This is a genomic window from Frankia sp. R43 (genome assembly GCF_001306465.1).
In the GTDB taxonomy this organism is placed as follows: domain Bacteria; phylum Actinomycetota; class Actinomycetes; order Frankiales; family Frankiaceae; genus Parafrankia; species Parafrankia irregularis.
Genome location: NZ_LFCW01000002.1, coordinates 218,216 through 243,014, shown reverse-complemented (window position 1 = coordinate 243,014; position 24,799 = coordinate 218,216). Strand labels below are relative to the sequence as shown.

Sequence of the window (24,799 nt, the reverse complement as noted above, 5' to 3'; positions counted from 1 at the left end):
AGGCTGATGGGTAAGCATCCCGAACCGCTCCAGGTCGAGATCGACGGCACCGAAATGGTGCTCCTTGAAGCGGCCGTCTACGAACAGCTGCGCGCCCACCACAGGCAGCTCGGCGCCCAGTCCGCCCGAATGCACGAACTACGGCACCGCGTGGAACTTCTCGATGCCTGTCTCGATGATCTGATGCTTCACGTGCTCCAGCTGCCGGCGTGCCCGGAATGCCCCGGTGCCGAATGCTCGGCGACCGAGCTCGACTGCCCTCGGCGGAGACTTCTCACGCTTCTCACCAACCGTCCCACCGGTGAGGCGACTCGCCGGGTCAACAAGCGGCGACGCACGCGCCGCTGATTCCCCGACGTCAGCGCATGTCTCCGCCCTGATCTCGCCCAGCCGTCGTCGACAACGAGAGCACCCGCTCGGTCAGGACCGTGACCGGGCGGGTGGTCGTGTTTCGTCGGTTCCGGTCAGGATGAATCCGCTTCCTGACCGTGACGAGTCAGTTCTCGGTCACATTCCCGGCCGGCCAGCCGGCCGCGTCGAGATCGATCTCCGGATACACCGGGAAGCGGGACAGCAGGTCCGCGACGCGTGCTCGTGCGGCCTGGGCGGCGCCCGCCTCGATCTCGAACTGCGCCCTGCTCGGCCGCCCCGTGCCCTCCACTCCTCTGACCTTGGTGGCCCGCAGGGTCGAGATGACGACGTCGGCGATCTCGTCCACCTCGTCGGCGCCCATGCCGAGCGTGGTGATCGCGGCGGTGCCGAGCCGCAGCCCGGTGGTGTACCACGGCCCGTTGGGGTCGAAGGGAAGGGCGTTGCGGTTGAGGGTCAGGCCGATCGACCGCAGCGCGGCCTCCGCCTGGCGGCCGCTGAGACCGAAGGTGGTCAGGTCGGCGACGATGAGGTGGTTGTCCGTTCCGCCGGTCAGCACCGGCAGGCCCTGCTCCACCAGCCGCTCCGCGAGCCGGCGGGCGTTCTCGACGATCCGCGCGGCGTAGTCGGCGAAGGCCGGCTCCAACGCCTCGCGGAAGGCGACGGTCTTCGCCGCCATCACATGCGGCAGCGGGCCGCCGAGAATCGAGGGGCAGCCCTTGTCGACCGCGTCCGCGAACTCGGCGGTGCTGAGGACGAAGCCACCCCTCGGGCCGCGCAGGGTCTTGTGGGTCGTACTGGTCACCACGTGCGCGTGGGCCACCGGGTTGTGGTCGCCGGTGAACACCTTGCCCGCGACGAGCCCGGAGAAGTGCGCCATGTCGACCATCAGCACCGCGCCGACCTCGTCGGCCATCTCGCGCAGCCGGGCGAAGTCGATGAGCCGCGAGTAGGCGCTGTAGCCGGCGAGCAGGATGAGCGGCCTGACCTCGTGCAGCTGGCGGTGGAGCGCGTCGAGGTCGATGAGTTTGGTCTCGCGGTCCACGGTGTACTGGTGGGCGTCGAAAAGCCGCGAGGAGACGTTGAGCCGATAGCCGTGGGTGAGGTGGCCGCCGGAGTAGTAGTCCATCCCGAGCAGCCGCTGTTCGTGCAGTTCCGCTCGCAGCTGGCCCCATTCCGTGGGGGTGAACTCGGCGGCGTTCTTGTGGGCGAACTTCTCCAGCAGGCGCGACTCGACCCGCTCGGCCAGGATCGCGAGGAACGCGACGATGTTGGCGTCCGCACCCGAGTGCGGCTGGATGTAGGCGTGGTCGGCGCCGAACAGCTCCCGGGCGTAGCCGGCGCCGAGGGATTCGATCCGGTCGACGTTGTCACAACCCGCGTAGAAACGCCGGCCGGCGATTCCTTCCGCGTACTTGTCGGTGAGCAGGTTGCCCTGCGCGAGCTGCACGGCGAGCGACGCGTAGTTCTCGCTGGCGATCAGTTTGATGTTGGCGCGCTGGTCGACCAGCTCCTGCACCGTGTTCGCGGCGACGGTGGGGTCCACCGAGGCGACGACATCCAGCCCGGAGAAGAAGGCCAGCGCGGCCGGATCCGCCGCGGCGCCCCTGGCCGCGAGGTAGTTCCGGCTCAGGGAGAAGTCGCTGTGCGCAGGGGCCTCAGATGACGTCATATCTCTCTCACTGTCGATGACGCAGAAGGTGGGTAACGGTCCGGCCGCCTGGCAGATGTCCCGGCGGCGGCCGGCGGGACGTGCCCGCGGCGGGAGGTGCCGGCCAGGGCGAGGTGCCGTGCTGATCGCGGCGCCTGGTCAGGCGGCCGTACCCGCTGCCGAGCCGAGGAGGTTCCGGTACACGTCACGGGTCGCGGTCGACCGGTTGAGCGTGATGAAGTGCAGGCCAGGAGCTCCGCCGGCGAGCAGCCGGGCGGACAGCGCGGTGGCGACCTCGATCCCGATCTCGCGCACCGCGGCAGCGTCCTCGGCGACCGCCTCCAGCCGCCGCGCCAACGCGGGCGGGAAGGCCGCTCCGGACAGCTGCGCCATCCGGGTGATCTGCGCGACGTTGGTCACCGGCATCACCCCGGGCACGATCGGCTCGTCACGGCCCAGCCGCGCGAGCCGCTCGACGAGGCGGAAGTAGTCATCGGCCTCGAAGAAGAACTGGGTGATGGCGTATCCCGCGCCGGCTCGGAACTTCCCGGCCAGCACGCGAGCGTCGGCATCCAGGTCGGCCGAGCGCGGGTGCTTGTCCGGGAACGCGGCCACCCCGACGCAGAAGTCACCGAGCGACCGGACGAACGCCACCAGTTCGTCCGCGTGGGTGAATCCGTCGGGATGGCGCACCCATTCACCTAGCGGATCGCCGGGCGGGTCACCGCGCAGCGCGAGAACGTTGCGGATGCCCGCACCCGCGTAGCCGCCGATCACCTGGCGCAGCTCGGCCCGCGAATGGTTCACGGCGGTCAGGTGCGCGATCGGGGTGAGAGACGTCTCGGCCGCGATCCGCTCGGAGATGCGCACCGTTCCCTCCCGGGTCGACCCACCGGCCCCGTAGGTGACCGACACGAACGACGGCCGCAACGCCTCGATCTCACGCAGCGCCGTCCACAGATGGCGTTCGCCGTCGGGGGTCTTCGGCGGGAAGAACTCGAACGAGTACGACGTCACCCCCGAGGCGAGAAAGTCGCTCATCGTGGCCGGCCGGCGCTCTTCACGCGGGCGCGCCTCGACGGATCCCATGGCGTTCACACCTGTCCTCACCCTTCAGACCTGGCGGTGGTGGGACGGGCGCCCGCCGGGCGGGAGATCCCGGGCAGGGGCCTCGGGCATCCGAGACACGGACACGCGGGCAGGCTCACGCTGATCGTCCTCCAGCACCTCGTGGAAGCATCATTCGGTGCCGTGGCCGGTCTCCTGGCTGACGGAAAACGCGTCACCGACCCGGCCTTCCCAGGCTGCGAACAGCCCAGTGACCTCCGCGTCACCGCGGAACGACCAGCGACTTCCGATCACAGTGGCGAGGGCCGCACCGGCTTCACACCGGCTTCCCGAACACCACGGCGCGGCCAGGTTATGCGCAATAGCGACACCCGACAAGGAAGGCAGGCCGGAGGGCCGAATCCGGCCCGAGATGTCGCCCCGTCATCCGTCGCCACGCCGGTGCGGCCCCGCCCGCCGTGTCTCGGGCAGACGGGGCCGGACCTCGGGCACACCGTCGTGGCGGCTGATCTCCACCGGCAGGCCGTAGACCCGTTCCAGGAGATCGGCGCGGTAGACGTCGGCCGGTGCGCCGGTTGTCAGGACGCGGCCGCCGTGCAGCAGGGCGACCTGGTGGCAGAAGCGGGCCGCGAGGTTCAGGTCGTGAATGGCCATCAGCACATGGAGGTCCCGCTCGGTGGCCAGGGTGTGCACGAGGTGCAGGGTCTCGACCTGGTGGCGCAGGTCGAGGGCGCTGGTCGGCTCGTCCAGCAGCAGCACCCGGGGCTGTTGGGCCAGGGCGCGGGCGATGACGACCCGCTGTGCCTGGCCGCCGGAGAGCTCGTCGACATGTCGGTCCGCGAGGCCGGTGAGGTCCAGCAGTTCCATCGCCTCGCGGACGTGGCGGGCGTCCTCGCGCGATGGCCGCAGCCGGGTGTGCGGGGTACGTCCGAGCATGACGGCCTCGGTGACGGTCAGGGCGAACGGGCCGGGCGATCCCTGCGGGACGTACGCGGCGATCCGGGCGAGCTCCCGCGGCGCCAGCCGGTGCAGGTCGGTTCCGCCGAGCCGGAACGTTCCCGCCTTCGGGCGGTGGACGCGGCAGACGCCCCGGATGAGGGTGGACTTCCCGCTGCCGTTCGGGCCGAGCAGGCCGACGACGGTCCCCCGGGCCACGGTGAGGTCCAGGTCGGTGAGCACCGTCCGCCGCCCGTAGGCGAAACACGCGCCGCGGATGTCGAGGGTGGGCTCCGGCGCGGTCACCGGCGGTGTGCTCGCAGCCGGGGCGCTCACAGGAACTGCCTGCGGCGGGTCAGGACGAGGTTGATGAACAGCGGCGCCCCGAGGAAGGCGACGACGATCCCGACCGGGATGACGGCCGGGGCGAACAGGGTGCGCCCGGCGGTGTCGGCGGCCAGTACCAGCAGGGCACCGGCGATCGCGGCGAACGGCAGCAGGAAGCGGTGATCGGCCCCGACGATCAGCCGGGCGATGTGCGGGGCGACCAGCCCCACGAATCCGATCACGCCGGTGAAGCTGACGATGACCGCGGCCAGCATCACCGCCAGCAGGCTGCACACCAGCCGGGTGCGGGTGACGTCCACACCCAGGCTGCGCGCGGCGTCGTCGCCGGCGAACGCGATCGCGTTGAGGTTGGCGGCCTGTCCGGTCAGCAGCACCAGCGCGACACCGACCGGCACCCCGACCGCGGCGACCTGGCCCCAGGTCGCCGCGTTGACGCTGCCGAAGCTCCACCGGACGATCTCGGCCAGCTGGTTCTCGCTGGCGATGTACTGCATCGTCGAGGTTAGCGCCTGGAACAGGTAGGTCAGCGCCGTCCCGACCAGGATGAGGGTGACCGGCGAGGCGCCGCGCAGCCAGGACAGGCCGAGCAGCAGGCCCGCGCAGAGCAGCGCCGCCGCGAGCGCGGTGGCCACCATCGTGACGTCGCCGCGCCCGGTCGAGTCGCCGAACAGGATCGTCACGGACGCGCCGAACGCCGCGGCCGAGGAGATGCCCAGGGTGAACGGGCTGACCATCGGGTTGCGCAGCAGGCCCTGCAGCACGACTCCGGCGATGGCCAGACCCGCCCCCGCGACCACGGCCAGCCCGATGCGCGGCAGGCGCAGCTCCCACACCACGGTCTGGGTGGCGAGGTCGTCGGCCGCGATGGTGATCCCGAAGGCCCGCGTCCACAGCGCCCAGCCGACGTCGCGCAGCGACACCCCGCTCGCGCCGACCGAGACCGCCGCGACGCTGGTCACCGCCAGCAGCAGGGCCCCGGCGGCCAGAATGAGAATCTTGCGGCGGGCTCGACGAGCGGCGAGACGAAACGGGTCGTCTTCCGGCGGCTCGGCCGGTCCCGCCGAATCGGTGGAACCGGCCGTCGGAGCTTCGCTGGTCATCGCCACGCCGTGGTCAGGCGCTGGCATGCAGGCGGTAGGCGGCCGGGTCCGGCAGCGAGACGCCCTGGTAGGTCTCGATCCACTCCTTCATCACGGCGTCGGGGTCGACGCCGGCCATCTTGTCCGGGTGCAGCCAGCTCGCGAGGTAGAGCGATCCGATGATCTTCGAGCAGGCGTTCATCGGGAAGGAGCTGGTGACGTACACCTGCCCGTCGCGCACGGCGGTGATCCCGTCCCAGCCGGCCCTGCCGAGCAGGTTCGCGCGCTCCGCCGCCAGGTCCCCCGCCGACTCCAGGGCGTACCCGCCGCCGGTGTTGCGGACGATCAGCTCCGGGTCACGGTCGAGGACGGCCTCGGGGTCGATGTCGAGCTGGTGGACCGACCCCCGGGCCGAATCAGCGTCGGTGAAACGGATGTCACCGAAGATGTTCGTGCCGCCGGCCAGCGTGACCATGTCATGCCAGCCCGAACCGGGAACGGGCGACGCGAAGTCCTTGTCGTTCTCCAGGTAGACGCGTTTGGGAGTGACACCGGCGAGGCGCTCGGCCAGCAGGTCGCGGTATTTCGTGTAGAAGGCGTTGAGCTTCGCCGCCTGCTCCTGCCGGTCGAAGATCTTCCCGATCAGATCGACGTTGAAGATGTGGTCGTTCTGGTCCCAGCCGGTGATGACCAGGGTCTTGATGCCGAAGGCCGCGAGCTTTCCTTCCGCTTCCTTCCAGGCTCCGTTACGGGGGAAGATGACGACTTCGGGCTTCAGTGTCGCCAGCTGCTCGTAGTTGGGTTCGGCCTGGCCCTTGCCCGCGGTCTTCGTGACGTCGAAGTCGCCCCAGTAGCCCGTGTAGTTCTCCCCCGCCGAACCTCCGTCGAGCCCGACCACCGTGTCGAAGGCGCCGACCGCGCGAATGAACTCGACGTTGAACGTGTTGAACGCGACGACCCGCCGCACCGGAACGGTGATCTCGACCTTGCGGTCGGCGTCGTCGACCACCGCGACCTCATGCCGGGCGGCCTGGGAAGCGCTCGCCGCGGCCGGCTCGCCGGTGGTCGGGCTGGGGCTGCAGCCCACCAGCGCCGCGCAGAGCAGGGAGAACGCAGCCAACACCACCGCGGCCGCGTTCCGCCTCCGGCGGTGGCGGTGGCGGTGGCGGCCGGTGGGCACCTCGAGATGATCAGGCCGCGAAGGGAAGATCCGGGCCAGAGACTGCCGCATGGTCATGGGGTCCTCAGCTGTCTCCGAGCGCGCAGGCGCACGGCATGGATGAATGCGGGAAGGCGGTTGGACGCACGTAAAACCAGCAGGAGAAAGCACTGGAAGATCGCACTCACAGCGCTTTCCGAGGTGCCCGGAGAACACTCTTCCCACGCCGAAGACGACCACCGAAGGAAGAGGAAATGCGTCCGCGACATACGTGGCCAATGAGCCGGATCACCGGCCAGCCGTGTCGGTGCCGGGCGACGCCGCTACGGGAATTCGATCAGAAACCGGTCAGCTCCTGAGAGACGTGCCTGGAGCGACGAGTCTCGATCAGGTAGTTGGACGTACGGCCATGTCGTGACCTCCCTGGATGACGCGTCCCGAGCCGGTGACAGGACAACGTCAGGCCTGACTCACGGTCACCATCGATAGGATGATCACCGTTCACAGTGGCGCGACCGTGCCGGATTTCCACCGGCTTCCGACCGTTGTCCTGGAGTTCCGCAAGCGTAGGGGTCTGTCACCTGCACGTCAACGCGGATGCGCAGGTGGGCTGCCTGCTGTGACCTTCGCGACGTGCCGACCAGCCGCCGACCATGCGATCCCCGGACCGTGCGGTCAGTGGACGTCGGCAGCGGAACCGTGGTGAAGCTGCGGAGCGGGGCGCACCCGGGTGAGCAGCTCGCCGACGACGGGATCCGCGAGCCGATAGCGGATCACCCGGCCGTCCCGCTCCGCGACGACGGCCTGCTGGTGCCTCAGCAGTCGCAGCGCCTGGGAGACCGCCGCGTCGTTCATCCCGACCGCGACGGCGAGATCCGACACGGAGATCGGGCCGACATGGTGGATCGCGAGCAGGATCGCCAGCCGGCCCGGCTCACCGAGCATCGCGAAGACACCGGCCCAGCGGGCGACGTCGTCCCGGTCCCCGATCGCGGCCACCGCGTCGCACGCCCGGTCACGATCGATGATCCGGTGCTCGGCCCGAGCGTCCAAGCGGTGCATGGGACGATTCTCGCACCCGCCCCCCCTCGCCGGACATTCGCCGACCGCGCGTCCGAGCACGTCAGACCTCCCCGGCGATCTCCAATGATCTCCGGAAACGTGCCGCGCGGGCGCAGGATACGGCTCCGTCCGGGCCCGACGGAGGACATCGAGCACATTCGACCAAAAATCTGCATTGCCTTGCAGATGAGCAGGCGTTCTCGTACAGTTCGTCCCGCCGTGGTGTTCGGGAAGCCGGTGCGGAACCGGAGCGGCCCTCGCCACTGTGATCGGGATGTCACCGGCCAGTCCTCGCCTGCGGGCGGGGAAGTCACTGAGCGCCGGAGTCGCCGCTTGGGAAGGCGGCCGGTGACGCACCACCCGTCAGCCAGGAGACCGGCCACGGCATGCGATCCGTCCACGAGGTGCTGGAAGGCGGCCTTCTTCGCATGCGCGCACGTCTGGTGGCCCTGAGTACCACCCTCCTTCTCCTCCCCGCTCTGCTGGCCGGCTGCGGCGACGACGATCCGTCGCCCTCCACCGCCGGCGCGGGTGCGGGTGCAGGCACAGACTCCCGAGGTTGCGTGACCTCGTTCGACGAGGGCACCGACTACTACCCGACGCGCTCCACCCTCGAGCACGCGAAGAACTTCACCATCACCTACGAGAAGGCCTACCAGGTCGTCACCGTGAAGGAGCCCTACCCGGACGGAAAGCCCGAGTCGTACGTCCTGTACCGGTGCGGCACCCCCAAACCGGAGCTCACCGGCGACCTCGCCGACGCACCGCGCATCGAGACGCCGATCGACAGCCTCTACTCCGGCTCGACCACCCACCTGCCGCTGCTGGTCGACCTCGACCGCACCGGGATCCTCACCGGGGTCTCCAGCGCCGCCTCCGTGGTCAACAAGGACATCCGCGGCCGTATCGACGCGGGCAAGGTCGTCGAATATGCCGGCAACGGCCAGCTCGACACCGAGAAGGTCGTCACCGCCGCGCCGGACGTCCTGATGACCGGCGGCACCGACGACCCCGCGTATCAGAAGCTGCGCGACGCCGGCATCCCCGTCGTCGCCAACGCCGAATGGCTGGAGAGCGATCCGCTCGGGCGCGCCGAATGGGTGAAGTTCATGGCCGCGTTCACCGGTGACGAGGAGAAGGCCGGCAAGGTCTTCGACCAGATCGAGGCGGACTACGACGCGATCGTCGACAAGGTCCCCGACAGCAAGCCGGTCCCGACGCTGATCGGCACCATGTACCAGGGCACCTGGTACATGCCCTCAGGAGGCAGCTACGTCGGCAAGCTGCTCGCCGACGCCGGCGCCAGCTACCCCTGGTCAGGCGAGAAGGACACCGGCAGCCTCGAGCTCGACTTCGAAAGTGTCTTCACCAAGTCAGGCGACGCGAAAATCTGGCTCGCCGACGGCGAGTGGAAGACGCGGGGCGACATCACCGCCGAGGACGCCCGCTACGGCCAGTTCGCAGCCTTCCGCGACGGCCAGGTCTGGAGCAACAACCTCGTCATCGGCGCCGGCGGAGGCAACGACTACTGGGAACGCGGCGTCACCCGGCCCGACCTCGTCCTCGGCGACCTCGCCGCTATTCTCCACCCCGACGCCTTCCCCAACCACACCTTCGCCTTCTACCAGCAAATCAAATAGCGATGCCGGACTTCGGCGCCGCCCCGCAGGGCACGACGAACCAGCAGGTCGCCGCCCCGCGCGCCCGAGTGGGAGACCCGGCCGCCGCCCCTGTCCCGGCGGCGCCGCTCCCCCGCGTCCACGGTCGCTGCCCGGACCGTCCGGGCGATCCGGGCGGCCCGGGCGGCCCGGGCGGCCCCGTGCCGTCGGCCGACCGGGCGGTGCGCGATGCCCGGTCGGGTCGTCGTCCGTTGCGCGGCCTGCTCGTCCTCGCCGCCATGTTGGGAACCCTGGTCGGGATGTTCCTGCTGGCGCTGGCGGTCGGATCCGTCTCCATCCCGCTCGACGAAACCCTGCGAGTCCTCGCCGGGCGGGACCCGCACGATCCACGGTGGACGGTCGTGGTTCGGGAGATCCGGCTGCCGCGGGCGCTCACCGCCGGACTCGCCGGGGCCGCCCTCGGCGTGGCCGGCCTGCAGATGCAGACCCTGTTCCGCAACCCGCTAGCCGACCCCTACTCCCTCGGTGTCAGCTCCGGGGCCAGCCTCGGTGTCGCCCTCGTCGTCGCCGGCGTCGGCGGCTCCGGCGGCACCTTCACCGCCAGCGCCGCCGGCAGCGGCCGGTACGGAATCGTCGTCGCCTCTGCCGCAGGCGCGGCCCTCGTCCTCAGCGCGACCCTCGTCCTCGCCCAGTGGGTACGCTCCGTCGTCACCCTGCTCGTCATCGGCGTCATCCTGAACAGTGCCGTCGGCTCCCTCGTCAGCCTCCTGCTCACCTGGACGGCGCCACAGCGCGCCATCCAGTACTGGATGTGGTCGCTGGGCAGCTTCGCCGGCACCTCCAACGGCGACCTCGCGGTCTTCGCGCCCATCGTCGGGGTAGGACTGCTGGTCGCGCTGCTGACCGTCAAGCCGCTCAACGCGCTGCTGCTCGGCGAGAACTACGCCCGCACCCTCGGCCTGCGGCTACGCCGCGTCCGCGCCGCCACTCTCCTCGGCGCCTCTCTGCTCGCCGGGTCGGTCACCGCGTTCTGCGGGCCCGTGGCCTTCCTCGGCATCGCCGTACCCCACATCGCCCGCCGCCTGCTCGGCACCGCCGACCACCGCGTCCTCGTCCCCGCCACCATCCTTACCGGAGCGGCACTCTCCCTCGCCTGCTCGATCGGCTCCCAACTGCCGGGCACCGACCAGGTGCTGCCCATCAACGTCATCACCGCCCTGATCGGCGCCCCCATCGTCATCGCGGTGCTGCTGCGGGCCCGCGCCGCCGTCGCCGGGGTCGCCTGATGCCCGCCGACCACCAGGTTCGGCCAGGCGCCGCGGCCGCCCCCGGGCCCGACGCCACCTCCGAACCCCGACCCAGCGGCCTGCCAAGCACTGCTGCCCCCGGCGGCGGCCACCCGGCAGGCACCAGCACGTGGCCGGGCTCGGAACTACGGCTGGACGGACTCGCGGTCGGCTACCGCCACCGGCGCGCGCGGCGCCCTGTTCTCGCCGGTCTGACCGCCACCGCACCCCGCGGCGCGCTGACCGTCCTGCTCGGGCCGAACGGGGTCGGCAAGTCCACCCTGCTACGCACCCTGGCCGGACTGCAGCCGCCCTTCGGCGGGCGGGTCCTGTTAGACGGTTCCGACCTCGGCCGGCTTTCCAGAGCCGAGCGGGCCCGAGTCGTCAGCACCGTCCTCACCGACCGCGTCCAGATCGGCCTGCTCACCGCCGCCGACCTGGTCGGCCTCGGCCGCCACCCGCACACCGGCCCCACCGGCCGCCTCGACTCCGCCGACCGCGCCATCGTCGACTGGGCCCTGACCGCCGTCAGCGCGTCCCACCTCGCCGACCGTGACACCGACGAGCTCTCCGACGGCGAACGCCAGCGCGTGATGATCGCCCGCGCACTCGCGCAGGAACCATCCCTCATCCTGCTCGACGAACCGACCGCCTTCCTCGACGCACCGAGCCGCGTCACCGTCACCGCCCTCCTGCGCCGCCTCGCCCGCGAACGCGACCTCACCGTCGTCGTCTCCACCCACGACCTGGAACTCTCGCTGCGGGTCGCCGACCAGGTCTGGCTCCTCGACCGCGCGGGAAACCTGCACACGGGCAGCCCGCAGGAGGTGATCGGCACAGGTGCGGTCAACGCCACCTTCGACAACGACGACCTGCGCTTCGACCCCGCCACCCGAACCTTCGAACTCCGCGGGACGCCTCACTAAGGAGCCGGAGATGGCCACCGACACCGACTACCGCACCGTCGACGAACTGGGCAACGGCACCCTGCACATCTGGGACCTACCCACCGACACCGACACCCTCCTGTCGATCATCACGGACGTCTTCACCGACCACTGGCGCCAGATCGGCTTCGGCGTGATCGTCCAAGGCGCCGCCTGGGAGGTGGCCGCCCCGAACCCACCCCGGAAGATCGTCATGTATGACGGGTACGTCACCGTCGACTTCGGCACCTGGCACTTCCACCTCTGCATCGGCGAGCACACCGCCAGCGGCCCCGAACTCGGCCGCATCCGCCGCTGCGCCCGCGCCGAGCTCTACCGCCGCGTCGGCCCGGACGGGGCGCCCGTCTCCTGGGGGCTGCGCCTGTTCAACGCCATCGGCGAGCAGATGATGACCGTCCTGCTCCCCAACCCGTTCCTCACCGACACCCAGGAACTGCGCTCCGCACCGGACTTCTCCCGCCTCGCCGCCTGGGACCACCTCCGCCGGCGCTACCTCGGACTCGACCCCGACCCGCTCGACCGCACCGGCAGCGGCTTCCGCCACGGTTAGGAAGACCCGCCGAATCGTTGATCGTCTGACTCGAAGGCACGGATCCGCCTTCGACGGGAGTGTCTGACCGACATGGACGCGGTCTGGCTCCACCGCCGAGAGCGACTCGATGCGGAGGTGCGATCACGAACGGACACATGACTCATGCCGACCCCGATCAATCACCAGCGGCTGACCGCCGGTTCGTGAAACGAGCCTCCGCCCGGGCACCGATGCCGCCGCTATCTGAGCCTGGTTACCCTCCCGGCTCTCCCGACCACCTGCGCAGGAACAACCGCATGGCCTGGGAAGCTGATCGGCGAGGGGACAGCGGGGCCTGGTTGCCATTGATCGGCTCGTCGGAGTCCTCGACTCGAAACCCGGCGCCGAACGTGGAACCGCGCAGGCGCCACCACGGGGAGAGCGCCTCGTGGACCGTCCGCCGCACAAGCGGACGGTCCACCGGTCCCGATCTTGTCCATCGTTGCAGGTCATGGCGCCGACGCGACCGGGCCGGCCGACCTCCGTTGCCATACGGGACCCATGCCTTTTGGCAACGTCCGTGGACACGAGCCTGGTGACCTCCCACCCGGAAAGCGGATGGTCAACGCCGCCATTTTCGCAGGTCAACCGGGGTCGCAAACGGACTATCTTCGAGATCAAACGGTTCCGTTGCCACACTCGTTGCCATAAAACGATCAACCGGCGATCGGCAAATCCCGCTATTTCCGCAGGTCAAAACGGTGGGCAGGGGCGCGGTCGAACCGCCGGCCTTCCCTTTTCAGGCCGCAGCGGGCGCTGGCTCAGCGAGCCGGACGAGAACTCGGCTGTCGCGCTTGTCGACCGCCAGCAGCACGCCCGACAGCTCTGGATGTCCGGCGTCAGCCAGGTATGCCTCGATCCACAAGCGGACGCGCTGCCCACCGTCACGGTCCCAGTCACGGACCCGCTCAGCGAGCCGCGCCGCCAGCTCAGCGGCCCGCGGGCCGTAGCCACAGGCGCCGATCTCGTAGCTGGGCATTTCGGCGTCGCTGTCAGGAGTCGGCCGTGTCGTGAGATATGCCAGCGTCCCGCCCTCGACGACACCCATGCTTCCCCACGGTCCCTTCGGTGCCATCAGCCGGCCATCCTCGACCGCAGCCCGCGACACCAGGAGCCGGCAGAAGCCCTCCAGCGTGGCCAGCCAGAAATCGAGATGCTCTGTCCAGCCCCACGGGACGGCGACCCCGGTCCAGTACACCGCCGCAGGATGCTCCAACGCGTCTTGCAGCGCCGAGGCATCCACCGGGCGATCATCATCAAGCCGGACCACCAGGGCTGGGCCAGACCCGACCGGGACGTTCTGCTCGCGCACGGCGCCGACGCCACGCATCGGCATGAACCCGTCCTCCATGACCGATCGGCTCCGAAGAACCGCTCCGGCGCGCTCGAAGACGACCGTTCGGGTCAGGCCGAGGATCCGCAGCGGCACCACGAGGCGTCCGTCCTCGGCGAGCTGCTCCCACCAGGCCTTCGGGATATCCCAGGCGCCCGCGGTGACCACGATCCGATCGAACGTCGGCCCTCCGGGCGCGCCGAGCATGCCGTCGCCGTGCACCACGGTCACGGCCGCACCCATGCCGCTCAGCGCGGCGCGCGCCGCGGACGCCACAGCCTCGTCGTACTCGATCGTCGTCACAGAACCAGCCGGACCCACCAGATGGGCGAGCAATGCCGCGTTGTACCCGGTGCCAGCGCCGATCTCCAGAACCCGATGCCCCGGACGGACGTCGAGCTTCTCCAGCATCCCCGCGACCGTGCCCGGCGCCGAGGCCGAGCTGACCGGAACTCCGTCGCCGTCGCGGTGGGTCACCACCGGGTCGGGCCCATAGGCGCGTTCCAAGGGGACGTCAGGCACGAACATGTGCCTTGGCACGGCCCGCATCGCCGCGTCCACCTGGCCGCTGAGAGCCGCGCCCCACGGGCGCAGACCGTCGACCATCGCGTTCCTCAGCTTGTCCGCTGACGCGGTTTCCGCCTCCAGGCTCACAGGCGCCAGTGTAGTTCGACCGTCGCTGACCGTTCCGGTCGCCTCACCCGCGCACGCACCCGAAATCGGTGAGGTGGTGCCTGCGCCGAGGCCAGCTACGACGATGGAATCTGTGTCCGGTAGAACACCTTGCCGTCGTGCACGTGCGCGCCCAACGCGTCGTAGAAAGTCTGAGCTTCGGTGTTCTCCTGATCCGTCGTCCACTCCACGCGGCTACAGCCCCGCTCTTCGGCGACGGTCCGCAGGTGCTCCATGAGCACCCGCCCGACCCCGCGCCGCCGGGCGGCAGCGGAAACGTACAGCTCCTTAAGAAACAGCGAGTGCGTCACCCCGGCGGCGGGCCACAGGTAGGAGTACGACGCCATCCCCACCAGCCGTGCTCCATCCCGCGCCAGCAGGACGGAGGCCACCGGGGTGGGGCCGAACAGCAGCCGCTGAATCTGGGCGACGCGCACGGCGAGCTCTTCGACCGGTGGCGCCTGGTAGTAGGTGTCCAGCTCCTCCATGAGGGCGGCCAGGTCTTCGGCGTCGTCCAGGGTGGCCGGTGCTACCGAGATCGTCACCAGCGCCAGTTTAGGCGCCGCGCCGGACGCCCCCGGCGGGGAGCTGGAGGAGGTCACAAAGCTGCCGGACAGCTGGCACCGCCTGGTGGTGGGCTACGCCCTGCGCGAGGCCACGGGCGCGCTGGACGATGAGCTCGTCACGCTCGGGTGGTAGTTCCAGAAAGGCGTGGGTGATCTGTGCCGCCCCTTCGGCAACCTCGCCGTCATGGATGAGGCAGTCGGCCCGGTCCAAGTGGATGAGGGTTCGGTCCATGTAGTCGGTTGCCGGGTACAGCGCGAGCGCGCGGTCCGTGACTTCCCACGCCCGGCGGCGGTCGTGGAGGTGGGTGACGGCGTTTCCCTCGTGGAAGCGCAGTTGGGCCTCGTTGTAGCCGAACGCGGAGGCAGTCACATCCTCAGGCTTCAGCCCTGCCAGTATGGTTTCCGCTCTGCGGAGCGCCGCGTTCATTGCCGCCTGCTGGCCCAGAACAGCACAGGCGCGGGCCTCCAGCGCCGCCGCCAGCACGGCCCCCACGCAGGGGCTGCGCCCGGCAAGAGCCTGGGCCTCCTGTGCAACGACGATGGCCTCGGGCACCGAGCCGCCGTAGTAGTACGTATACGCGTCCTGGGCCCGGACCCAGGACGCCACGGCAGGATCAGCGGCTTCACCAGCGGCCAGGCGCGCAGTGCGGCCCCAGGCACGAGCCGGGCCACGCTGGCCCATCTTGATCAGCGACAGGCTGATCAGCCCAGCCAGCTGCGCCGTTATGCGAGTCAGCTGCCTGGCCGTGCTGGCCGGCTGCCGCATCGCCAGGGCATGCTGGACGTCGGCGAAGTCGGCCGCCAGATCCTCCAGTTGCACGGCGGCAGGCAGATGCCGTGTCGCCCGGCCATGGACGGCAACCAGGTGCTCCCAGTCTTCGAGGGTGGCCGCGGCCGGGGCACCGGTAGTGAGGTGAATTTCGGCGCGACGGCGGAGGTCCTCCAGGTGGTCCGCAGGGCCGGAGGGCTCAGAGCGGACCGCCCCCGGACGCGTAGGTGCCGCCACTCCTGTCCCCGGTGGCAGCCTGAACCAGAGCAGCTCCTCGGGAATGCGCAAGACCCTGGCGTATTGGATGAGCTTGACCAGATCGGTGATCGGCTTCCCGGTCTCGATACGAGACAGCTGAGGTTGCGTGAGCTTCATCCACCCCGCGACGAGCTCCTGCGGCAACGGCATGCCATGGAAGGGATGCGTGCGGTAAGCCGCGATCACCTCGCCCATGTGCCAGGTTGCCAGCGCGTCCTGCATCTGGTCGGTGCTCCAAAAGTCCGCGGGAACATCGACGGCTGATGTCAGGCGGTCCGGAACCCGGCGGCTGCACGCGGCGCACTGGGCGCCCGCGTTGTCTCGGGCAAGGCGGGTGCCGCAGCGGCAGTAGCGGCGAGGTGGTCCGCCCTCGTCCATGGACGCCCCCACTCCGCACGGACCAAAGGATCAATTAACCTCTGGAGTCTATGCGTCACGGTACGTGGTGCCGAGTTCTCTATACGTTGGGCGCGCGATCCACGTTCTCGCCGCGTGAGCCAGGGCTCGCGCTCGCCCGCGAGTTGGCCGGATGCAGTACAGCCGGTGCTCGAAACAACCACTCGCGGACGGAGGCAGAACTGCGGTTGCGGGAGGCTTACTCGATCGCCGAACGCACTACGGGCGGGGTACGCAGGCTGGCGTGGCGTTGGGCAGAGCGGGCCGTGACGGTGTGTAGACGCGCCCCCAGAACCTCGATCTCGACCTCGATAGCCCGGCGTGCGGCGGGCAGCGACGAGAGGTGGTCGATGTCGATCACGAGGACGTCACCGCCCGACCGCATGACTGTGTCGAGGAGAACGTTGAGGCCGGGTCGGGCGAGACGCCCTGGTGGCATGCAGCGATCGACGAAGATCTCGGCAAGGCTCATGCCTTCGGTGTGGGCGTGGTGGGTGAGTTGGTCGTGCAGTCTGTCGATGACGACTTCGTCGGTGTGGTCGACGCTGATGTAGCCGTACACCGTCCGTGCCGGTTCGCTGGTCGGGGGGTGTCGGGGTCGGTCCGCTGTCCACGGCTACCTCCACGCAGGCTTGGCCGCTGGCGCGCGCCCGAGGCCGAGGAGTCGGGTCAGCTCAGCCCCAGGCGCGTTCCGCAAGCATGCACAGGCCGGACGACGCAGACTATGCCGGATCATGTATGACGCCCATGCGTCGCACGGCTGAAATTGCACCAGCCGAAAGCGACCCGACCTACACTGCTCCACAAGTGGGAGTAGGACCGGGCGTGGACGCCGCATCGAGCGTTACTGCCTCACCGGTTACCCGTCCGAACGGCGCCGTGGCAGGCCGCCCGGGTGCAACCTCCCCCGCCCCGCACGAGACAGGGGAAACCTCTGGCACCGCACCAGCCCTCAGATGAGCCCCCCGACCCGCCACAGGGCCACCACGACGAGCCGCCGTTGACCGACATTGACAGGTACGTCCGGGCGATAGTCGCTGATGCCGCGCCATTGCCGCCCGACGTCCGTGAGGCGGTTCAGTGGTTACTGACCCGCCCGCGACAGCCCCCAGCGGAGGCGTCCCGCCTGGGCCGAAAAACCGTCGGAACCGCCCCTCGGCTGGTTCACTTCACAGGTTCCGCGTCGGGGTATGCCGGCACGTCGGCCCGCGAGGCGCTGGTGATCGTAGCGCCGCAGTTCCTCAGAGGGCGAGCACGCTCGTCAACGATCCGCGAGCAGCATGCGGACCGGGCCGGCCTGGACGTGACGCTGTATGGCCTGGCCGAGTCCCAAGAGATCCATGTGATCGGACAGAACCGGCTCGCAGACCAGATGCGTGATCTCCTACGAGACAACCAGATATTCGGCTGGCGGCTGCACGAACTCCCGGCCGAGCAGACGCCTGTTCATGCGCTGTATGCGCTGCTGTCCGTGCGATCGGCCAACCTCTTGCAGCTGGTTCCGTTCCTGTCGGTGGAGGAGGTTGCCGCAGTTCCTGACGACACTCTTCTGGAGCTGCGGGGACTGGGCCAGGGCGCTCTCGCAGAGATCCGCTCCGCCCTGGCCGATCCCTCGTTGCGGGCGTTCGCAGGCATGCTCACCGCGCCAGGGTCTGAACCATCCAGCGAAGGGTCCGACCACAGCAGCGGGGATGGCATAGCGGCCAGGCTGCGGCCCGAACACCGGCTTCGCTACCGCGACTTCCTGCGGGGGCTGGCCGCTGCAGGGCTCCCGGCCGCGTCGGTGGACAGGATCCTGAACTCGATCAGCGCCGAACCCGTACCCCCCGCGGATCCGATCGTCGAAGACATCCTTCAGAGCGCCAACGCCACCGACCTTCTCGACTACTACACCGACACCCACGAACATGTCGCGCTCGATGCGTTCGGCGCCCCCCTGCGTCCCCCTTTCCTCGATCGCTAGCGTCCCGAAGCGGTCACGCGGGAACCGGCACCTCGGGGTCACGCCACGGCCGTATCCCGTTCCGGGCAGGACCCCACATCGCGCAGCCGACACCGTTGATCGTGGGAGTCTCACCGCTGCGGGAGAGCGGCGGCGAGATCGGGGATGCCGGCGACGAGCAGGCGGTGCATCGCCGAGCCGGGAAGACGGTTGAGCGGCTGCATCGGCTCGGCGAAGTATTCGGCGTCGTCGAAGACGGGCTCGCCATCGGGACGGCGGGCGAACTGGACGCGGCCGTAGTCGATGCCATCGTCGGCGTCGTAGCTCATCCAGCTGATCGTCTCGATCTCGCCCGGCTGCAATGGTGCGGTGTGCAGGGGCCGGGCCTGGATGGTGTCGCCGTCGTCGTACCAGACCTGGGCGACCGCGAAGACCCACCGGTGGGTGGCGTTGGCCTGGGCCTTCGCGGCTGTACGGATCTCGAACTCCAGGCCCGTCGCCCAGCTGATCAGGTAGTCGTAGTCGCTGAGGATCAGCCTCCGCTCACCGTGCAGGCCCACGATGGCCGGATAGTCGCCGGCGCGGACCGCCCGCTGCACGCGGGCGGTGATGTCCTCGACCAAGACCACGGTTTCGCTGTTCATAGCCCAGCCCTTCCTTCCAGGTTCCCTCGGCGAGCCCGATGGCTGGCCGACGTGGCCGGAGTTGGCCCTTCACCTCTGGTACGGCAAAGGGGCCGGCCCGACCGTCCGCAGCCGGTACCCCTCCCCCGCCTTGGGTACGGCGGGGTGATGCGGCGCCGGCTTCTTTGTCCTCACCCAGATACGGCGACCGTGACAGCCGAACCGTCCGCCAACCGCCCCGGAGCGCGGTCCGGACCCGCACCATCGGAATCAGAGCCGCAGAAACGCGACGCCGACCGCCGCACCGAGGCCGAGCGATCCGCTGTCGTAGCTGAGCAGGACCGCTACTTCCGATGCGGCGGACAGGACGGCCCGACCGTCCGCGGCGGCACCAGAAGTCTTCCGACAGGCTGCGGTAGCCACGCGAAGCAGCGGACGCATCTCGCCTTCGTCCCTGATACGGCGACCGTGAGGTCTGAACCGTCCGCCGCCGGGCGCATCTGCCGGGCGGCCGTCTGACCTGACAGCAGGGGCCATCATCCCGCGCACTTACAGTAGTCGTCGGGTGGGAGAACACTCGGGTATCTAGGTGCAGGCTCTACGCCAGGTGCAGGGAGCAAGCGTGATCTGCTGGATCAATGGGTCGTTCGGGGCGGGTAAGACGACGCTTGCCGAGGAGTTGAGGCGACAGTGCTCGGACGCGCTGATGTTCGACCCGGAGGAGGTCGGGTTCATGCTGCGCGACATGGTCTCCCCTGCCCCGTCGGGAGACTTCCAGGACCTGCCCGCTTGGAGGCTCCTGGTCGTGGAGACCGGGCGGGTACTGGCGCAGCAGTACGGCCAGCTCGTCATCGCGCCCATGACCGTGGTCGATCCGGGATACGCGCGGGAGATCTTCGGCGGGCTGGCCGCTTACGGGATCCCGGTACGGCATTTCTTCCTCAAAGTGCCGGCCGCCCAGCTGCGGGAGCGGATCACGGAGCAGGTCATCCACCCCGGCGACCCGAAGCGGGATGCCGAGGTTCGACGATGGCGGCTGGCCCAGGTCGACCGGTGCACCTCCGCCGAGGACACCCTGCCAAGCGACACGATCATCCTCGACGGCGGGTTGTCGGTACCAACTCTCGCGGACGAGGTGCTGCTGTCACTCGGGCAGGATGGCCGGCCCGTGCGGTAACACGGCGGTGCTGCCGACGGCGCGGCCACGCGCGGTAGGCACCACAGAGTTTGATCATCTGGTCGCCGGCGGGGAAATCCAATCCGGCCTGATGTCCGGACGAACTACTCCCCGAGGCCTGGCACGTCGACGCCGCCCGGGAAAACAGACGGAGCGAAGCCGACCAAGGCCGGTTGAAAGCCCGGCTACAGCAGACGCGCGGGCTGAAACGGCTGTGCTCGGTCCAAGCTGTCAGCGCCGGACACTCCTTGATCCAGAACATCCGCCGCGGCCACTACGAACTCGCCACCGACACCAGACCGGAGCTTCGACTGGAAGCCGCGTTCACCGAACTCACCGCCGTTGTCTGATCAGCAGATGCCCCGGTCTCTGGCATGCCCCGCCTTCGCCGGACGCAACAGCGCCGACGTGATCGACATCGAGGCCGCGTTCGACGAGGAGCTCTTCCACATCGCGGTACGACAGGGCGAACCGCAGGTACAGGTACCACCGCGCCGCCAGCACGATCACCTCGGGCGGGAACCGGACCCCGTGCACTCCGACGTCAGAACCGGTGGACAGGCAGGACGTCGACGCATCACCCGATCATGAGTGATCAGGAGTCGGGACAGCGCACCCGCGGATGCAACAGTGCCCCTGGGCGTTCCTCCGCCAAGCCGTCACTCTTTGCGTTCAAGCTAGCACCGTACGGCTATGATCGATGGACTTGGTGCGGCTGGGTGCGATTTGCCGCGCTGGCGCACGCGGTACGGGGGGAAATCGAGAATGACCGAGGTTGAAACAAAGACGTCTCTGGACGATGTCGCGCCTGATCCAGACGCGATCAAGACGAAGGAAGATTTCGCCCGGCAACTGAGCCTGCTCCGAGAACGGGCTGGTCTCACGATCCGCAATTTGGCGAAGAGAGTGGGCGTTCCGCACACGACAGTTGCCGGATACTTCAGCGGCCGTCATCTCCCCGCGATGGAGCCGGCTGAGTCGCTTCCCAATCTGCTGCGAGCCTGTGGAGTGTCGGATCCGGACGAGCTGGCTCGATGGATGCTCGCGCTGCGGCGAGCCCGCAAGAGCCCGGGGAAGATTGCTGTCGGCGGTCCGGATCCCTACCGGGGGCTCGCCACATACACCTCGGATGATGCTGCACTGTTCTTCGGCCGGGAGCAGCTGGTCCGGTCCGTCGCACAGCGGATGACCTCCTCATCGACGAGCGGACCGTACGTCATTCTCGGGCCGTCGGGCTCGGGGAAGTCGTCCTTTCTCCGCGCGGGCCTGCTACCCAGTCTCCTGGGGGTGGAGCGTGGTGAGGACGGGGCGTTATGGCCGCATGTATTCCTGACGCCGGGTCCCGATCCCTGCGGAGAGCTCCGCCGTGGACTTTCGGAGGCCATCGGTGGATGGTCCGCTGCCGTGCGCGGTGCCGATCCACGCGGGCGGGCTGATGGGGCTGTTGCGCTGGGAAGCGCTGCGGACAGCACTGACGCCGGGCCTGTCGGACGGGACCGGGAGGCCAGCCCGGTCCCGTCCAGTGCGGGACAGCCTCGGCTGATACTGGTCGTGGACCAGTTCGAGCAGCTGTTTCGTGCCTGCCCCTATCCGGAGGAACGGCAGGCCTTCGTGAGGCTGCTTCATGAGATCGCGGCCAGGCAAGTGGATCTCGGAGTTCCGTACGCGCCGCTGGTCATTCTGGCGATGCGGGCGGATTTCGTCGATCAGGCGCTGCGCTTCCCGACGCTGGCGGCAGCCCTGGCCGAGTCCGCGATCATCATTCCGGCGATGGGTGAACCAGAGTTGCGTGGGGCGATCGTGGAACCGGCCCGGTGCTTCGGCGTCGATCCGGAGCCTGGGCTGGTCGAGCTTCTCCTGCGGGAGGTTGCCCCGTCCTCGTGGGACGATGACGCGGCGGCGCACGCTGCGGGCGCGTTGCCGCTGCTGTCACATGCTCTGCTCGCCACCTGGCGACGTGGGTCCCGCCGTGCGCTGACCGTGGCCGACTACCAGCAGGTCGGCGGCATCCAGGGAGCTGTCGCGCGGACCGCCGAAGACCTTTTCAATGGCTTCTCTCCGGCGCAGCAGGCCGTCGTCCGTCGTCTCCTCCTCCGCCTCGTACACCTCGACGAGGGCGCCTCACACACACGCCGGCGACTGCGACGGGCGGAGATCGTCGACGGTCTTCCGGAGGAGGACAGCCGGGAACTGACAGAGATCCTCGACCGGTTCGTCGATCACCGGCTTCTCACGGTCGACGCCGAGACCGTCGAGATCACCCATGAGGCGCTGCTGACGGCCTGGCCCCGCCTGGGGGCGTGGCTCGACGCTGATCGTTCGGGTCTGCTCCTTCATCGTCAGCTCACACGCGCCGCGCGTGAATGGGCTGATTCCGCGCGGGACGCCGACCTTCTTCACAGGGGTACGCGCATGGCGACGACCCGTGAATGGGCCGACGAACCGGCCCATCGTGCCGACCTGAGCCCGCTCGAGGCGGACTTCCTCGACGCGAGCGTCGAAGCGGCGCTGGCGCAGGAGGCCGCGCGCCTGCGACGGACCCGCCGGCTACACCAGACCATCGCCGCGCTCGTCGTCCTTCTCCTTCTCGTGGGCGCGTCGTCGGGATACGCGTTCCACCAGCGTTCTCAGGCCCACGACCAGCGGGACCTCGCCCTATCCCGCCAGGTGGCCATCCGGGCCGAGCAGGTCAGGGAAAGCGACATATCCCTAGCGATGCAGCTCAACGCTGCCGCCTACCGGATCGCCCCGACCGCCGAAGCACGAGGCGGACTGCTCGACGCCTCGGCGATACCGGCAGCCACGCGCCTGCTCGGTTCCGGTGCCACAGGCGGGCAGGCGCTCGCGACCAGCCGCGACGGCACCCAGATCGCGGCCGGCTATACCGACGGGAACATCCACCTCTGGAAGCTTGATCCGCAAGGACACGCCCGGCTGGAGGCCCACCTGCCGCCTGCCACCGGCTCGGTATTCGCTCTCGCGTTCAGCCCTGACGGACGCGTGCTCGTGTCCGGTGGCGCGGACCGGTCCGTCCACCTCTGGGACGTGACCGACCCGGACCGTCCCGTACCCGGCGGCTCTCTCACCCTCGACAGCACCGTGTACTCCCTCTCCTTCAGCCCGGACGGTCGCATGCTGGCTTCGGGTGGAGCGGCGGGGACGGTGCGCCTCTGGGGCATTCCCGCGGGCCGCCCGCCTGTACCGATCGGAAGCCGGCTGCCCGGACCGACACAGGACGTGCACAGCGTCGGCTTCTCCCCGGATGGGCGCACTCTCGTGGCCGGCGGCGAAGACAAAGCCCTGTGGCTCTACGACGTCTCCGATCCACAGCGACCAGTCCAACTGGGCACGCCGATAACCGGCCCCCCACGCAGCGTCCTCTCCGTCGCGTTCAGTCCCTCCGGTGACACGCTCGCCGCCGGCAGCGCTGACAGCGGGGTCTGGCTTTGGAACATCACCGATGTCCACCGACCCGTGGCCGCAGGTGCGCCGCTGACCGATGCCGCCAGTTTCGTGAACGCCATCGTGTTCGCGCCGGATGGACGCGCGCTGCTCGCCGGCGGATCGGACGGCAACGCACGTATGTGGGACCTCGACAGCCGCGCGGTCACCGCGACCCTGCCGCATCCCCAGCCGGTCACCGCTGTCGCGTTCGCCCGTGACGGCCGCTCGCCGGTGACGGGCGCAGCGGACGGTACGACCCGACTGTGGCCCCGCCCCGCTCCCACCCTCGCCGGCCCAACCGGCCGCGTCTTCACCGTCGCGTTCGCCCCGGACCAGCGGTTTCTTGCCACCAGCGGCGCGGACGGTGCCATCCGCCTCTTCGAGGCGACGGATTCCGGGCACTTCTCCGCCATCAATCCGCCGATCACCAGCGCCCAGAAGGACACCACCTACAGCGGTGCGGCAGCAGTCAGTCCGAACGGCCGCATCGTCGCGGCCGGCAGCCTTCAAGGACCGGTCCACCTCTGGGATATCACCGACCCGCGTAAACCGGTGCTCCTCGGGTCGCCGCTGCTGGGCTCCACCGCGGTCGTCGAGTCCGTGGCCTTCAGCCCCGACGGACGAACACTCGCCGTCGCGGGAGACGACAAGACGGTTCGGCTCTGGGACGTGACCAGTCCCCACCGCAGCCGCCTGGTCGCGACCCTCACCGGACACACCCAGCTGATCTACCAGGTCGCGTTCAGCCCGGACAGCGCCCTGCTCGCGACCGGCAGCGTCGACGCGACAGTCCGCCTGTGGGACGTCAGCAGACCGAACCGTCCAGTCGCGGTCGGCGCCCCGCTGACCGAGCCGAACGGATCCATATTCACCGTCGCGTTCAGCCCGGACGGAAACCTTCTCGCTGCCGGCGCGGATGACAAGACCGTGCGCCTCTGGGACATCACCAATCCCCAGCGGCCGACCCCCGCGGCTGATCCACTCACCACCTCGAGTGGTCACCCGTTCTGGATTGCGTTCAGCCCCGACGGCGGCACACTCGCGGCGGCCAACACGGACAGCACCATCAAACTGTGGGGAATGACAAGCAGCCACGAGGAACTCGCGACGCTGAACGCCTCCAGCGAGGATGTCCTCACCGTCGCATTCAGTCCAGACGGTCAGCTTCTCGCGGCCGGCGGCCTCGATCCGGTGATCCGACTCTGGCAAACCGATCCCGAACGCGTTATCGACTACGTGTGTTCGGTCTCCGGCGACCCCATCACACGCGAGGAATGGGAACGCAACGTCCCGGGCGTTCCCTACCGCGCCCCCTGCACCTGAGCGAGACCATAGGCCTCGGGCGGCCGCAGGATACGCCCCGCCGCAAGGCGCTGGTCAGCGGCTTGCCGGTTGTACGGACTTGCACGGACATCGCTCCGTCGCTGTCCGCAGAGGTCCGTTCACGTTTGGCTGGCGATGCCCCACGCAGCCGCAGGGGCTCACCAGCCTCGGGAGATGAAGTTGAACGCGATCGGTTCACCG

The 24,799-nt window shown here is 69.3% G+C and carries 20 protein-coding genes, 1 pseudogene and 3 riboswitches; of the genes and pseudogenes, 10 read left to right on the top strand and 11 right to left on the bottom strand.

Features of this window, described 5'->3' with window-relative positions:
• Positions 1–6 precede the first annotated feature (6 nt).
• On the top strand, positions 7–348 hold the full coding sequence (locus tag ACG83_RS08630) for a hypothetical protein (protein WP_054565654.1): 342 nt from the start codon (positions 7–9) through the stop codon (positions 346–348).
• A 148-nt stretch (positions 349–496) separates the two neighbouring features.
• On the opposite strand, the gene ACG83_RS08625 is transcribed toward ACG83_RS08630, so the two are convergent.
• The 6 genes from ACG83_RS08625 to ACG83_RS08600 all read right to left on the bottom strand — a co-directional run bounded on the left by ACG83_RS08625 (position 497) and on the right by ACG83_RS08600 (position 7,672).
• Positions 497–2,041, bottom strand: coding sequence for a glycine hydroxymethyltransferase (locus ACG83_RS08625; RefSeq protein WP_083473102.1), 1,545 nt, complete (start codon positions 2,039–2,041; stop codon positions 497–499).
• 138 nt (positions 2,042–2,179) lie between these two features.
• Complete coding sequence (gene metF / locus ACG83_RS08620) at positions 2,180–3,061, bottom strand: methylenetetrahydrofolate reductase [NAD(P)H] (protein ID WP_083473208.1); 882 nt, start codon at positions 3,059–3,061, stop codon at positions 2,180–2,182.
• Positions 3,062–3,255: 194 nt separating this feature from the next.
• A riboswitch (cobalamin riboswitch) is annotated at positions 3,256–3,455 on the bottom strand.
• A gap of 56 nt (positions 3,456–3,511) precedes the next feature.
• Positions 3,512–4,360: an ABC transporter ATP-binding protein gene (locus tag ACG83_RS08615; protein WP_054565653.1), complete on the bottom strand. Its 849-nt coding sequence runs from the start codon at positions 4,358–4,360 to the stop codon at positions 3,512–3,514.
• Entirely contained in the window at positions 4,357–5,472 is a 1,116-nt protein-coding gene (locus tag ACG83_RS08610) for an iron ABC transporter permease (protein WP_083473207.1), read from the bottom strand. The genes ACG83_RS08615 and ACG83_RS08610 overlap by 4 nt, the downstream gene beginning before the upstream one ends.
• A 13-nt stretch (positions 5,473–5,485) precedes the next feature.
• Entirely contained in the window at positions 5,486–6,682 is a 1,197-nt protein-coding gene (locus ACG83_RS08605; protein ID WP_161934727.1) for an ABC transporter substrate-binding protein, read from the bottom strand.
• Positions 6,683–7,054: 372 nt separating this feature from the next.
• A riboswitch (cobalamin riboswitch) is annotated at positions 7,055–7,210 on the bottom strand.
• A gap of 75 nt (positions 7,211–7,285) precedes the next feature.
• Positions 7,286–7,672, bottom strand: a complete 387-nt coding sequence (locus ACG83_RS08600) for a metalloregulator ArsR/SmtB family transcription factor (protein ID WP_054565651.1) — start codon at positions 7,670–7,672, stop codon at positions 7,286–7,288.
• A 203-nt stretch (positions 7,673–7,875) separates the two neighbouring features.
• Positions 7,876–8,071: riboswitch (cobalamin riboswitch) on the top strand.
• Here ACG83_RS08600 and ACG83_RS08595 point away from each other — a divergent pair.
• From ACG83_RS08595 to ACG83_RS08580, 4 genes are all read left to right on the top strand, one after another.
• Positions 8,059–9,312 (top strand): ABC transporter substrate-binding protein, encoded by a 1,254-nt coding sequence (locus ACG83_RS08595; protein WP_235497792.1) that lies wholly within the window; start codon positions 8,059–8,061, stop codon positions 9,310–9,312. It overlaps the preceding riboswitch by 13 nt.
• A 257-nt stretch (positions 9,313–9,569) precedes the next feature.
• A complete protein-coding gene (locus ACG83_RS08590; RefSeq protein WP_083473206.1) occupies positions 9,570–10,577 on the top strand; it encodes an iron ABC transporter permease in 1,008 nt (335 codons plus the stop codon).
• Positions 10,577–11,503, top strand: coding sequence for an ABC transporter ATP-binding protein (locus ACG83_RS08585; RefSeq protein WP_152991291.1), 927 nt, complete (start codon positions 10,577–10,579; stop codon positions 11,501–11,503). Before ACG83_RS08590 ends, ACG83_RS08585 begins: the two co-directional genes overlap by 1 nt.
• Positions 11,504–11,513: 10 nt before the next feature.
• Complete coding sequence (locus ACG83_RS08580; protein WP_054565650.1) at positions 11,514–12,074, top strand: hypothetical protein; 561 nt, start codon at positions 11,514–11,516, stop codon at positions 12,072–12,074.
• A gap of 760 nt (positions 12,075–12,834) precedes the next feature.
• Here ACG83_RS08580 and fxlM read toward each other — a convergent pair.
• The 4 genes from fxlM to ACG83_RS08560 all read right to left on the bottom strand — a co-directional run bounded on the left by fxlM (position 12,835) and on the right by ACG83_RS08560 (position 16,651).
• Entirely contained in the window at positions 12,835–14,082 is a 1,248-nt protein-coding gene (gene fxlM, locus ACG83_RS08575) for a methyltransferase, FxLD system (protein WP_054565649.1), read from the bottom strand.
• A gap of 95 nt (positions 14,083–14,177) precedes the next feature.
• Positions 14,178–14,645 carry a GNAT family N-acetyltransferase gene (locus ACG83_RS08570; protein WP_054566494.1) on the bottom strand — a complete coding sequence of 156 codons (468 nt, stop codon included), beginning with the start codon at positions 14,643–14,645 and terminating at the stop codon, positions 14,178–14,180.
• A 10-nt stretch (positions 14,646–14,655) separates the two neighbouring features.
• Complete coding sequence (locus ACG83_RS08565) at positions 14,656–15,915, bottom strand: helix-turn-helix transcriptional regulator (RefSeq protein WP_054565648.1); 1,260 nt, start codon at positions 15,913–15,915, stop codon at positions 14,656–14,658.
• Positions 15,916–16,288: 373 nt separating this feature from the next.
• On the bottom strand, positions 16,289–16,651 hold the full coding sequence (locus ACG83_RS08560; RefSeq protein WP_054565647.1) for a recombinase family protein: 363 nt from the start codon (positions 16,649–16,651) through the stop codon (positions 16,289–16,291).
• 438 nt (positions 16,652–17,089) lie between these two features.
• On the opposite strand from ACG83_RS08560, the gene ACG83_RS08555 reads away from it, so the two are divergent.
• Positions 17,090–18,052: a DNA-directed RNA polymerase subunit alpha C-terminal domain-containing protein gene (locus ACG83_RS08555; RefSeq protein ID WP_152991290.1), complete on the top strand. Its 963-nt coding sequence runs from the start codon at positions 17,090–17,092 to the stop codon at positions 18,050–18,052.
• 110 nt (positions 18,053–18,162) lie between these two features.
• Here ACG83_RS08555 and ACG83_RS08550 read toward each other — a convergent pair whose 3' ends face one another.
• A complete protein-coding gene (locus ACG83_RS08550; protein ID WP_054565645.1) occupies positions 18,163–18,675 on the bottom strand; it encodes a hypothetical protein in 513 nt (170 codons plus the stop codon).
• 601 nt (positions 18,676–19,276) lie between these two features.
• Here ACG83_RS08550 and ACG83_RS08545 point away from each other — a divergent pair.
• The 4 genes and pseudogenes from ACG83_RS08545 to ACG83_RS08530 all read left to right on the top strand — a co-directional run bounded on the left by ACG83_RS08545 (position 19,277) and on the right by ACG83_RS08530 (position 24,598).
• On the top strand, positions 19,277–19,831 hold the full coding sequence (locus tag ACG83_RS08545) for an AAA family ATPase (protein ID WP_054566493.1): 555 nt from the start codon (positions 19,277–19,279) through the stop codon (positions 19,829–19,831).
• Between the two features lie 98 nt (positions 19,832–19,929).
• Positions 19,930–20,181: pseudogene (locus tag ACG83_RS08540) on the top strand (DDE-type integrase/transposase/recombinase); the annotation flags it as partial.
• Between the two features lie 7 nt (positions 20,182–20,188).
• The gene (locus tag ACG83_RS46545) at positions 20,189–20,422 is read left to right on the top strand and encodes a hypothetical protein (RefSeq protein ID WP_235497790.1); all 234 of its coding nucleotides are present in this window, start codon (positions 20,189–20,191) and stop codon (positions 20,420–20,422) included.
• Between the two features lie 102 nt (positions 20,423–20,524).
• On the top strand, positions 20,525–24,598 hold the full coding sequence (locus ACG83_RS08530; RefSeq protein WP_083473101.1) for a helix-turn-helix domain-containing protein: 4,074 nt from the start codon (positions 20,525–20,527) through the stop codon (positions 24,596–24,598).
• Positions 24,599–24,799: the final 201 nt, after the last annotated feature.

Excerpts from the sequence above, each read along its gene's own strand:
- metF (WP_083473208.1), bottom strand. The coding sequence starts at position 3,061 with ATGAGCGACTTTCTCGCCTCGGGGGTGACGTCGTACTCGTTCGAGTTC.
- ACG83_RS08605 (WP_161934727.1), bottom strand. The coding sequence starts at position 6,682 with ATGCGGCAGTCTCTGGCCCGGATCTTCCCTTCGCGGCCTGATCATCTC.
- ACG83_RS08600 (WP_054565651.1), bottom strand. The coding sequence starts at position 7,672 with ATGCACCGCTTGGACGCTCGGGCCGAGCACCGGATCATCGATCGTGAC.
- ACG83_RS08585 (WP_152991291.1), top strand. The coding sequence starts at position 10,577 with ATGCCCGCCGACCACCAGGTTCGGCCAGGCGCCGCGGCCGCCCCCGGG.
- ACG83_RS08580 (WP_054565650.1), top strand. The coding sequence starts at position 11,514 with ATGGCCACCGACACCGACTACCGCACCGTCGACGAACTGGGCAACGGC.
- ACG83_RS46545 (WP_235497790.1), top strand. The coding sequence starts at position 20,189 with ATGCCCCGGTCTCTGGCATGCCCCGCCTTCGCCGGACGCAACAGCGCC.
- ACG83_RS08590 (WP_083473206.1), top strand. The coding sequence starts at position 9,570 with ATGTTGGGAACCCTGGTCGGGATGTTCCTGCTGGCGCTGGCGGTCGGA.
- ACG83_RS08595 (WP_235497792.1), top strand. The coding sequence starts at position 8,059 with ATGCGATCCGTCCACGAGGTGCTGGAAGGCGGCCTTCTTCGCATGCGC.
- ACG83_RS08610 (WP_083473207.1), bottom strand. The coding sequence starts at position 5,472 with ATGACCAGCGAAGCTCCGACGGCCGGTTCCACCGATTCGGCGGGACCG.
- ACG83_RS08565 (WP_054565648.1), bottom strand. The coding sequence starts at position 15,915 with ATGCAGGACGCGCTGGCAACCTGGCACATGGGCGAGGTGATCGCGGCT.
- ACG83_RS08630 (WP_054565654.1), top strand. The coding sequence starts at position 7 with ATGGGTAAGCATCCCGAACCGCTCCAGGTCGAGATCGACGGCACCGAA.
- ACG83_RS08625 (WP_083473102.1), bottom strand. The coding sequence starts at position 2,041 with ATGACGTCATCTGAGGCCCCTGCGCACAGCGACTTCTCCCTGAGCCGG.
- ACG83_RS08530 (WP_083473101.1), top strand. The coding sequence starts at position 20,525 with ATGATCGATGGACTTGGTGCGGCTGGGTGCGATTTGCCGCGCTGGCGC.
- ACG83_RS08550 (WP_054565645.1), bottom strand. The coding sequence starts at position 18,675 with ATGAACAGCGAAACCGTGGTCTTGGTCGAGGACATCACCGCCCGCGTG.